Origin of the sequence: Croceicoccus hydrothermalis, from assembly GCF_022378335.1 — a bacterium.
In the GTDB taxonomy this organism is placed as follows: domain Bacteria; phylum Pseudomonadota; class Alphaproteobacteria; order Sphingomonadales; family Sphingomonadaceae; genus Croceicoccus; species Croceicoccus hydrothermalis.
On record NZ_JAIQCI010000039.1, the window covers coordinates 1 to 10338 of the forward strand.

Consider the following 10338-nt stretch of genomic DNA (forward strand, 5'->3'; position numbering starts at 1 on the left):
GCCGAAGGCGGCATCGTCGAGCACGTCGAGATATTCGGCCACCGCGCGGCCCGCAGCCTCGGGTGGCAGGCCTTCTTCCCCCGGCACCGAACGCTGACGGTGGACATCCGCGCGGATGAGGCTGGCATCGACGGCGAAGCCCTCGGCGCCCACCAGACCTTCGGCCATGCAGCGCTCGACGGTCAGCTCGAACAGCTTGCGCAACAGATCGCTGTCGCGGAACCGCCCGTGGCGGTTCTTCGAGAAGGTCGAGTGGTCTGGCACCGCGCCGTCGAGATCGAGACGGCAGAACCAGCGATAGGCAAGGTTGAGATGCACCTCCTCGCACAAGCGGCGCTCCGAGCGGATGCCTATGCAGTAGCCGACGATCAGCATTCGGATCATCAGTTCGGGATCGATCGAGGAGCGACCCATCGCGCTGTAGAACGGCTTCAGATGTTCACGGATGCCCGTTAGATCGACGAACCGGTCGATCGCACGCAGCAGATGATCTGCTGGAACATGATCCTCGATGCGGAAGCTGTAGAACAGCGCCTCCTGCATCACCGTCCGCTCGCCCATCATCAGCATATCTCCCCACTGCGAAGATCACTGAATCAGCAGCTCACCCCTTTCGCAAGGGGAGTTTTTCAACAGAATACGCCCCAGTTCCGGTCATTCGGGGGTTTGGTTTTTTGTCCTGAAAGCTGCCGTCCTCAATGCGGATCCTTTCAGTCCGCGCCCTTGGCGCCGAGCGCTCAAAGAGCTTCGTCCGGATGCATGAGAATACCTGCCGCGGGCGTCTCTTATTCCGGGAGCATCTCGTCCTGGATGATCGGAGAAAGGAGCTCAATCGCTCGCAAGCGGCTGCATTCGAGTTCACTCTAGCTGAGCTAGTGGCAGCCATACCTCAAACGTGCTGCCTTCTCCCGGAGCGCTCTTGACAAGGCGTATTTCCCCGCCGTGCAGTTCGACGAGTTGTTTCACCAGTGCGAGACCGATCCCCAGTCCATCACTGACGATCCCGAGACCATTATCCGATTGTTCGAACATTTCGAAAATCAGCGTTTGCCGTTCGGTCGGGATGCCTACGCCGTTATCCGACACTGTCAGGGTCGCGCGATCATTCAACTTCGCAGCAGTGACAGCGATCCGGCCACCATTGAGTGTATACCGAGCCGCGTTGCCGACGATGTTGCCAACAATCTGGATAAAGCGAGCTGGATCTACGTCGAGCATGATCGGGTCTTCGGGAAGATCCACCAGAAGTTCATGACCTCCCGCCTCGATTGACGGCCCTACGATTTCCAGTGCTTGCGGCATGAGGTCGCCGAGGAAGAGCTTTTCCTTGCGCAGCGATATCTTGCCGTGCTCGATACGGTTTATATCGAGCAGATCGTCGACAAGCCGGGTCATGTGACCGAGGTGTTGCCTGATCGATTTGTGGACGGTCTCGCGGTCCAGACCCTCTCTCGGACGTTCTAGGAAATTGAGCCCGGCCGCCAGCACCGCCAGCGGGTTGCGCAGTTCGTGGGCGAGCACTCCCAGGAAACGGTTCTTTTGCTGGTCGGCGGCTTGCAGCGCTTTGGTCAAGTTTGCCAACTCGTCCCGCTGCAAAATAATCTGCTGACGCTGAATGAACATATCGAAGAAGACGCTCGACTTGGATCGCAGGATGTCGGCTTCGATCGGCTTCTGGATGAAGTCGACCGCGCCTGCCTCGTATCCGCGGAACTTGCGCGCCGCATCCCCGCTGCCTGCGGTGAGGAAAATGATTGGAATATGCCGCGAACGCTCGTTTGCGCGCATGATTTCGGCCAATTCGAAGCCATCCATGCCAGGCATCTGCACGTCGAGCAGGGCAAGCGCATATTCGTTGCCCAGCATCAGTTCGAGAGCTTCCTCCCCGCTGTGAGCCTTGTGCAGTTCAAGATCTTCACGCGCCAGCAGCGCCTCCAGCGCAAGGAGGTTCTCCTCCAGATCGTCTACCAGCAGGAATTTGACAGTATCGGTCATCGCGCGATCATCGCCTCCAGAGCGGGTACAATTCTTTCCAGTGCCATCGTCCGCGCGTCGGGACAGGCGGTCAGTGCGGCCTCAGGCATGGTCGCGACTTCTGCCGTGGCGGGGATTTGCACGATGGCCTGTCCATCGGCGGCGTATACGGCCCGCAGGCCCTGCGCCCCATCGCTGTTTGCCCCGGTCATGACGATGCCGGCCAATCCCCGACCAAAGGCATCGGCTGCGCTTTCGAACAGCACATCGATCGCCGGACGCGAGTGATTGACAGGCTCGTCCGAGGACAGGGCGATGGTTCCACAGGCTTCGACGAGCAGGTGATAATCCGGCGGAGCGAAATAGATCGTGCCGGGCGCTAGAGGTTCCTTGTCCTCCGCCTCCTTGACCGGAAGCCGACACTTCGCGGCGAACAGGTCGACGAGCGAATTGCTTTGCCTCGGCGGGACATGGACGACCACGAGAACCGGGGCGGGAAAATCCGCCGGTAGCCTGGGGAGCACCTGCGACAGCGCCTGGACGCCGCCAGCCGAAGTGCCGATCACGACGGCCTGGAGGGTCATTGCGAACTCCTCCGATAGATTCTTTCCTCTCGCACGAATTCCACAAACAAGTCCGCGTGTTCCGAGAAGCGCAGGCTTTCCTTCGATCCAATGCCGAGAAAACCGCCTCTCACGAGCGACTCCCCGAACAAGCCCACAACCCGGTCCTGCAACTCGCGATCAAAGTAGATGAGGACGTTGCGGCAGGAGATCAGGTGCATCTCGCCAAAGGCTGCGTCGGTCACCAGGCTGTGGTCCGAAAAGACAGTGCGCTCTCGCAGCGATTTGCTGAACGCCGCCCGGTCGTAGTCTGCGGTGTAATGGTCGGAGAGCGAGGTATGGCCGCCGGACAGGCGGTGATTCTCGGTGAACAGGCGCATGCGGTCGAGCGGAAAGACGCCTGCCTGTGCCGCACGGAGGGCAGCCGGATTGATATCGGTAGCGTAGAAAATCGTTCTTTCGAACAGCCCCTCTTCTGCGAAGAGAATGGCCAGGGAATACAGCTCCTCGCCGTGGCTGCAACCTGCAACCCATACCTTGAGCGAGGGATAGGTGCGCAGATGGGGCACGACCTTTTCGCGCAGAGCGCGGAAATAGGATGGATCGCGGAACATCTCGCTCACCTGCACGGTGAGGAAATTCAGCAGCTGCGGGAGGATGCTCTCGTCGTGGAGAACGGCCGACTGGATAGCGGAGATGCTGTCGTATCCCCACTGGCTGCGGGCCTGCAGCAGCCGCCGTTTTATCGACGCTCGGGCATAGTGCCGGAAATCGTAGTGATAAAGGCGATAGACGGCATCCAGCAGCAACTGGATTTCGATATCCTCGATACTCTCGCCCATTACCGGGGCATCCATACGCGCACCAGCGACAGCAGTTTGTCCACATCGATCGGCTTGGCCATGTAATCATTGGCGCCGGCATCAATGCATTTTTGCTGATCGTCGGGCATCGCCTTGGCAGTGAGCATGACGATCGGCAGTTTCTTCCAGCGTGCATCGGAGCGGATCGCGCGGGCGGCGGTAAGGCCGTCCATCACCGGCATCATCACGTCCATCAGCACGAGATCGATGGCCTTATCGGGATCGTCCGCAGCCTCGCCGAGCGCGTCGAGCGCCTCCTGCCCGTTGCGCGCGATCTGCGTCAGCGCACCGCGCGGCTCGAGGATGCTGGTGAGCGAGTAGACATTGCGCACGTCATCCTCGACAATAAGGATGCGCCGGCCCTCGAGCGCGGCGTCGCGGTGGCGCGCCTTCTCGATCATCTGGCGCTGTTCGGGTGGAAGATCCGATACGACCCGGTGGAGGAACAGCGATACCTCGTCCAGCAGCCGCTCGGGCGACTTGGCACCCTTGATGATGATCGAACTGGAATAGCGGCGCAGGCGCTGCTCCTCGTCGGCCGACAGGTCGCGGCCGGTATAGACGATGACCGGCGGAAGGGGCCCGTCCTCTTCCTCGCTCAACGTTTCAAGCAGCGAGAAGCCCGACGCATCGGGCAGTGCGAGGTCGAGAACCATGCAGTCGTATTGCCCTTCGCGCAATTCCTCGAGGCATTCGGCTACGGTGCCCACACCCACGGTCTCAACATCCTGCGAACCGAGCAGGCTAGCCACCGCTTCTCGCTGGACCTTGTCATCCTCCACGATCAGCACGCGCCGCACGCGCGAAGCCAGTTTCTCCTGCAAGCCCGAGAGCACTTCGGCCAGACGTTCGCGCGGGGCGGGCTTTTCGAGAAAGCCGATCGCGCCGAGCGCCAGCGCGGTCTGGCTCTGGTCCGTCCCGGATATCACGTGGATCGGGATATGGCGCGTTTCTTCCTCGTGCTTGAGCCGGTCGAGCACAGTCAGGCCGGACTGATCGGGTAATCCGATATCGAGCACGATCGCGCTCGGGCGATATTCGCGGGCAAGCTCGATGGCTTCGGTCGCTGTTCCGGCAATGATGCACTGGAAGCCCAGCTCGCGCGACAGGTCGCACACGATACCGGCGAAGGTCGTGTCGTCCTCGATCACCAGCAAGAGCCGCTTGTCTTCCGAAAGGTCCTTGCGGTCGTCTTCCAGCACGGGCGCAGTCGCTTTTGCGGATTTCGGCCTGGCTGTTGCGCGCGAGGGGGTGAGCGCCGTCTCCGTGGCTACCTCGCCAGCAGAGGGAATCTGCCTCCGTGCGACCATTGCGGGGTCATATGTGGCGGGCACACTGACGATAAAGGTGCTGCCCTTGCCCTTTTCGCTTTCGAGACGGATGGTGCCGCCAAGCAGGCGGACGAGCTCGCGCGAAATGGACAGCCCCAGCCCCGTGCCGCCGAACTTGCGACTGATCGTGCCGTCCGCCTGACGGAAGGCTTCGAAGATCGCCTCGCGCTGTGCTTCGTCGATGCCGATGCCGGTGTCGGCCACGGCGAAGTCGACCATATCGTTCTCGCCCGGCGATATGGTCAGGGTGACGCTTCCGTCCTCGGTAAACTTGATCGCGTTGGACAGCAGGTTTTTCAGCACTTGCTCCAGCCGCATCCGGTCGGTCTCGATCGAACGCGGCGCACCGGATTCCAGCGCGATGCTGAGCTCCAGGCCGCGCTGCTGTGCAAGCGGCTCGAAAACCTTGCGTAGATCGGAGGTCAGCCGATCGGTCGAAACCGTGCCAGCCTCGATTTCGACATGGCCGGCCTCGATCTTCGACAGGTCGAGGATGTCGTTGATGAGGTTCAGCAGATCGTTGCCCGAGGATTCGATGGTGCGGGCAAACTTGACCTGGTCGGCGGTGAGATTGCCGTCGCTGTTGTCTCCGAGCAGCTTGGACAGGATCAGCAAAGAATTGAGCGGCGTGCGCAACTCGTGGCTCATGTTGGCGAGGAAATCCGACTTGTATTGGCTCGCCTGTTCCAGCTCGCGCGCCTTGAGCTGCAGCGCGGCCGCCGCGCGCTTCAGTTCGTCGCGCTGTCCTTCAAGGGCCTGCGCCTGCTCTTCGAGCTGGCTGTTGGTCTGTTCCAGTTCCACTTGTTGGAGTTCAAGGCGCGCTTGGGATTCCTTCAGCGCGTTGCCCTGCTCCTCGAGCTCCTCGTTGGAAACCCGCAGTTCTTCGCTTTGGGCCTGCAATTCGGCTGCCTGCCGCTGGGTTTCCTCCAGTGCTTCCTGCAATAGCTCGCGGAAGCGCGCCGAGCGGAGCGCGACGCCGATCGAGCCGGAGACATTGTCCAGCAGTTCGCGCACGCGATCATCCACGGCATCGAAATATCCGAGCTCGACGACCGCATTCACCGAACCTTCGTTGAAAACCGGGGCCACGACGAGATGTCTCGGTGCGTCACTGCCCAGTGCCGATCCGATCTTCAGATAGCCGGGGGGTATGTCCGACAACGTGGTTGCGCGCGCATCCGCCGCCACCTTGCCGAGGAGGCCTTCGTTCAGGCCGAATGTCTCCGGCACGGAGGCGCTATCCGCAACGCCGAGCAGGGCCGCACGATTGAACGTGCCGCTCTCGCCCTTGAAGAGTGCCCCGGCATTCGCGCCGGTTCTTTCGGCAAGAAACGACAGCACGGCGGCAGCCACCTGGGGCACCGTCTTCTCACCCCGCATGGCCTCGCTCAATTCCACCTGTGCAGCCTGTAGCCAGCTCTGCCGCTCGCGAGCTCGGTTGTTTCTTGCCATGATGATGAAGATGGCGATCGTCAGTGCGATGCCGATCAGGCTGGTGACGATGGCGCTGATGATCGCGGCACGCGAAGCCGCTGCAAGCTCGGCGACCCGCTGCTGGCGCTCCCGCGCTTCTTCGATGTTCATCCGGGCAATCTGCTGGCGGATCGCATCCATCGCGATCTTGCCTTGATCCCTGTCGATCACATCCATGGCTGCTGCGAACCCGTCCGCTCGCCGCGTTTCAATCGCATCTTCTGCAAGGCTGAGCCTAGTAGCGACCGTTGATCGAAGTATGCCGAAGTTCTGGACCTGGACTTCGTTGGCTTGCGTGAACCTTTCAAGCGACGACAGGGTCCGGCGGGCATCTTCCACTCCCGCTCGATAGGGCTCGAGATAGTTGTCTTCACCAGTGATGACGAAACCACGTTGGCCAGTTTCCACATCGAGGGTCGCGATCAGCAGCTCGTCGAGCGCCGTGAGCACCTCGTGGGTGTTGCGGATACGCGCCTCGTTCTCCCGCATCCCGATCACGTTGGAGTAGGCGGCATATGCCGTGACGAGGAAGAACCCGACGCCCACCAGCAGGCCGATGATCGACCACCGGGTGGAGGAGAGACGGATGCCCTGTTTCGTCTTCAGTTCTTGCAAAATCTATCAACCTCAAAGGACGAGCCTGCCGCCCTAAATACACGCAAATTCCGGCAGGCAACTGATTTTCTACCGGACAGGATACACAGCAGAAATCCGTAATTTCGATCCTTCTCGAATTATCGATTGCGCCGGTCTGAAGCCGCTTTATGATACGTTCAAAGCAACCGGAGATTCGTATCACACAGGGCGATCAGATCTGGGCCGTCGATGCCCTGCAGGCCCTCGGGCACGAAACGCGATTGTCGGTCTTCCGCATGCTCGTGAAGGCGGGGCCCGATGGGCTGATGGCGGGTGAGATTGCGCAGGGATGCGGGGTTCCCGCCTCCACGATGTCGCATCACCTTGCCAATCTCGAGCGGGCAGGCCTTGCGACATCGCAGCGCGAGAGCCGGGTGATCCGCTACCGCGCGGATTACGCCGGCATGCGGCAGCTGCTCGCCTTCCTGATGGAAGATTGCTGCCAGGGCGACCCGTTGCTCTGCGCCGATTTCTCCGAGATTGCCGCGTGCAAGAACTAATCATCAAGCACCGTTCAATTCGAGGTTCCGATGGCTGACAAGGTCTACAACGTATTGTTTCTCTGCACCGGGAATTCGGCGCGCTCGATTCTGGGCGAAGCGCTGATGAACAAGATGGGCGAAGGCCGGTTTGCCGCTTGCAGCGCCGGTAGTCAGCCAAAGGGCGATGTGCATCCGATGGCGATCGAAGTGCTGGGCAATTTCGGCTATCCGATCGGTGGCCTGCAATCGAAAAGCTGGGATGAATTCACGAAGCCCGGCGCGCCCGAGTTCGATTTCATTATCACCGTTTGTGACAACGCTGCTGGCGAAAGCTGCCCCGCTTTTCCGGGTAAGCCAATCACCGCACACTGTGGTGTCGAGGACCCGGCTGCCGTCGAAGGTGAAGGCCAGCGCAAGGCGTTCCTCGATGCCCTCAGTTATCTCAAGCGCCGCATCGAACTGTTCCTGATGCTGCCGATCAAGACCATCGACGAGATGGCGATGCGCACCAAACTCGCCGAGATCGGGCGCGAGGAAGGTGCCAGCACCAAAGCGCAGGCCAGAGACGGGGACGCCCAATGATTTCCGACCTCATCATCTATCACAATCCCGAATGCGGAACTTCGCGCAATGCGCTGGCCATGATCCGCAATGTCGGGATCGAGCCGCACGTCGTCGAATATCTTAAGACGCCACCTTCGCGCGCAATGCTCGAAGGCCTGATCGCACGGGCCGGCATCACCCCTCGCGAGCTGCTGCGCGAGAAAGGCACGCCGTTCGCCGAACTCGGTCTCGACGATCCGGGCCTGTCGGACGTGCAGCTGATCGACGCGATGATGGAGCATCCCATCCTCATCAACCGCCCATTGGTGGTTTCAACGCTCGGGGTGAAGCTTTGCCGCCCGTCGGAAGAAGTGCTCGACCTCATACCTGCCGCCCAACGAGGGGCGTTCGCCAAGGAAGACGGCGAACACGTGGTCGACGCCGCTGGCGTGCGCGTGCGCGTGCGCTGAGCGAACGTCAGGACAGGTAAAATGACCCGAACCATTGCAGAACCCGCTCCGGCGGTCTCGCCCCTCGGCACCTTCGAACGCTTCCTGTCATTATGGGTTCTGGGGGCTATCCTCGCCGGTCTGGCACTTGGCATGGTCGCACCGGGTGTAATTGGACTCCTGGCAGATCTCGAATACGCCTCGGTCAATCTCGTGGTCGCGGTGCTGATCTGGGCGATGATCTTCCCGATGATGGTGGGCGTCGACTTTTCGAGCATCAAGGACGTAGGTCGCAAGCCCAAGGGGCTGGTCATCACGCTGGTCGTCAACTGGCTGGTCAAGCCATTCACAATGGCGGCGCTGGCGGTGCTGTTCTTTGATTATCTCTACGCCGGGCTGATGTCGGAAGGTGACGCGGACCAGTATATCGCCGGGCTCATCATCCTGGGCGCAGCACCTTGCACCGCCATGGTGTTCGTCTGGTCGCATCTGACGCGGGGCGATCCGGCCTACACGCTGGTGCAAGTGTCGGTGAACGACCTCGTCATGATCTTCGCCTTTGCGCCCATCGTGGCGCTGCTGCTGGGCGTGACCGATATCGTTGTGCCGTGGGAGACGCTGCTCCTCTCGGTCGTGCTCTATGTCGTCATTCCGCTGGTGGCAGGGGCGATCGCCAGACGACAGGTCATTCGCTCGCACGATGGCGACGAGGCGGCGGTCGATGCCTTCACTGCGCGGCTCAAGCCCTGGTCGATCATCGGCCTGCTGGCGACCGTCGTGCTGCTGTTTGCCTTCCAGGCCGGAACCATCATCTCCAATCCGCTGCTGATCGTGATGATTGCAATCCCGATCATCATCCAATCCTACGGGATTTTCGCCGTCGCCTATGCAGCCGCCAAGGCGTGGAAGGTGCCGCACGATATTGCTGCACCATGCGCGCTGATCGGCACCTCCAACTTCTTCGAACTGGCGGTGGCCGTCGCCATCGGTCTGTTCGGCCTGACAAGTGGCGCAGCACTGGCAACCGTCGTCGGCGTGCTGGTGGAAGTCCCGGTGATGCTGTCGCTGGTGGCCTTCGCCAATCGCACGCGCGATCGTTTCCCCCAGTCCTGAGACAGAACGAGCCTTATGTCCCGCCTGCGCACCCTGTCCGACCCTGAACACCTGCCCGCGCTGCGTGCCGAGTATCTCCATGGCAACCCAGCAATGGGGCTTGGTGTAATGGACCCGCCGCCGCGTATCCTGCTGCTCTACGGATCGCTGCGAGAGCGATCCTATTCGAGGCTGGCCGCTGAGGAAGCGGCTCGTCTGTTGCAGTTCTTCGGCTGCGAAACGCGGATTTTCGATCCGTCGGACCTGCCTCTACCTGACCAAGTGAAGGATGACGACCATCCTGCCGTTCACGAACTGCGCGAGCATTCGCTATGGTCCGAGGGGCAAGTCTGGTGCAGTCCCGAGCGGCACGGCCAGATGACCGGGATCATGAAGGCGCAGATCGACCACCTGCCACTGGCCTACAAAGGCCTGCGCCCAACACAGGGACGCACGCTGGCCGTGATGCAGGTCTGCGCAGGTTCGCAGAGTTTCAACACGGTCAACGCGTTGCGCGTGCTGGGGCGATGGATGCGCATGTTTACCATCCCCAACCAGTCCTCGGTCGCCAAGGCCTACGAGGAATTCGACGAAGCGGGCCGGATGAAGCCGTCTGCCTATTATGACCGCATCGTCGACGTGATGGAGGAACTGGTCCGCTTCACTGTCCTCCTGCGGCCGCATGCAGATCAACTGGTCGATCGGTATTCCGAACGCGTGGACAAGGGTTTGCCAGTAGAAACGCACGTCGAGAAAGCCGGATTAGCAGCAGACTGACGAATGTCGGAGGCGGCTTGTGCAGAAAGTCTGCTTCGTAGGGATCCACGCTTCAAAACAGACATTCCGACCGTGAAGGGTTCCGGGCGCCGGAGGCGTACGGAAGTCCCCGAAGCACGAACCGTGGGCCGCACGCGGTGCGCTATGGGGTTTTC

10 protein-coding genes are annotated in these 10338 nt (G+C 61.1%); 5 read left to right on the top strand and 5 right to left on the bottom strand.

The annotated features are described in order from the left end of the window. The 5 genes from K4G67_RS15445 to K4G67_RS15465 all read right to left on the bottom strand — a co-directional run. The coding region (locus K4G67_RS15445) for a transposase (protein WP_239807204.1) at positions 1-564 on the bottom strand (564 nt) is incomplete at its 3' end. A gap of 294 nt (positions 565-858) precedes the next feature. Further along, positions 859-1995, bottom strand: coding sequence for a hybrid sensor histidine kinase/response regulator (locus K4G67_RS15450; RefSeq protein WP_239807205.1), 1137 nt, complete (start codon positions 1993-1995; stop codon positions 859-861). Then, complete coding sequence (locus tag K4G67_RS15455) at positions 1992-2558, bottom strand: chemotaxis protein CheB (RefSeq protein ID WP_239807206.1); 567 nt, start codon at positions 2556-2558, stop codon at positions 1992-1994. Before K4G67_RS15455 ends, K4G67_RS15450 begins: the two co-directional genes overlap by 4 nt. After that, positions 2555-3379, bottom strand: a complete 825-nt coding sequence (locus K4G67_RS15460) for a CheR family methyltransferase (RefSeq protein ID WP_420830051.1) — start codon at positions 3377-3379, stop codon at positions 2555-2557. The genes K4G67_RS15455 and K4G67_RS15460 overlap by 4 nt, the downstream gene beginning before the upstream one ends. Continuing rightward, positions 3379-6822 (bottom strand): response regulator, encoded by a 3444-nt coding sequence (locus K4G67_RS15465; RefSeq protein ID WP_420830052.1) that lies wholly within the window; start codon positions 6820-6822, stop codon positions 3379-3381. The genes K4G67_RS15460 and K4G67_RS15465 overlap by 1 nt, the downstream gene beginning before the upstream one ends. Positions 6823-6968: 146 nt before the next feature. Between K4G67_RS15465 and K4G67_RS15470 the strand changes: the two genes are divergently transcribed. From K4G67_RS15470 to arsH, 5 genes are read left to right on the top strand one after another with little or no spacing between them, the layout of a single operon-like run. Next, entirely contained in the window at positions 6969-7340 is a 372-nt protein-coding gene (locus K4G67_RS15470) for an ArsR/SmtB family transcription factor (protein ID WP_239807208.1), read from the top strand. 30 nt (positions 7341-7370) lie between these two features. Further along, positions 7371-7904 carry an arsenate reductase ArsC gene (locus K4G67_RS15475; RefSeq protein WP_239807209.1) on the top strand — a complete coding sequence of 178 codons (534 nt, stop codon included), beginning with the start codon at positions 7371-7373 and terminating at the stop codon, positions 7902-7904. Continuing rightward, the gene (arsC, locus tag K4G67_RS15480) at positions 7901-8335 is read left to right on the top strand and encodes an arsenate reductase (glutaredoxin) (protein WP_239807210.1); all 435 of its coding nucleotides are present in this window, start codon (positions 7901-7903) and stop codon (positions 8333-8335) included. Before K4G67_RS15475 ends, arsC begins: the two co-directional genes overlap by 4 nt. Before the next feature lie 21 nt (positions 8336-8356). Then, on the top strand, positions 8357-9427 hold the full coding sequence (arsB, locus tag K4G67_RS15485; protein ID WP_239807211.1) for an ACR3 family arsenite efflux transporter: 1071 nt from the start codon (positions 8357-8359) through the stop codon (positions 9425-9427). 15 nt (positions 9428-9442) lie between these two features. After that, a complete protein-coding gene (arsH, locus tag K4G67_RS15490) occupies positions 9443-10183 on the top strand; it encodes an arsenical resistance protein ArsH (RefSeq protein ID WP_275588925.1) in 741 nt (246 codons plus the stop codon). Positions 10184-10338 lie beyond the last annotated feature (155 nt).

What these genes read in the sequence shown, in the direction of transcription:
- K4G67_RS15450 (WP_239807205.1), bottom strand. Translation starts at nt 1,995, where the DNA reads ATGACCGATACTGTCAAATTCCTGCTGGTAGACGATCTGGAGGAGAAC.
- K4G67_RS15455 (WP_239807206.1), bottom strand. Translation starts at nt 2,558, where the DNA reads ATGACCCTCCAGGCCGTCGTGATCGGCACTTCGGCTGGCGGCGTCCAG.
- K4G67_RS15460 (WP_420830051.1), bottom strand. Translation starts at nt 3,379, where the DNA reads ATGGGCGAGAGTATCGAGGATATCGAAATCCAGTTGCTGCTGGATGCC.
- K4G67_RS15470 (WP_239807208.1), top strand. Translation starts at nt 6,969, where the DNA reads ATGATACGTTCAAAGCAACCGGAGATTCGTATCACACAGGGCGATCAG.
- K4G67_RS15475 (WP_239807209.1), top strand. Translation starts at nt 7,371, where the DNA reads ATGGCTGACAAGGTCTACAACGTATTGTTTCTCTGCACCGGGAATTCG.
- arsC (WP_239807210.1), top strand. Translation starts at nt 7,901, where the DNA reads ATGATTTCCGACCTCATCATCTATCACAATCCCGAATGCGGAACTTCG.
- arsB (WP_239807211.1), top strand. Translation starts at nt 8,357, where the DNA reads ATGACCCGAACCATTGCAGAACCCGCTCCGGCGGTCTCGCCCCTCGGC.
- arsH (WP_275588925.1), top strand. Translation starts at nt 9,443, where the DNA reads ATGTCCCGCCTGCGCACCCTGTCCGACCCTGAACACCTGCCCGCGCTG.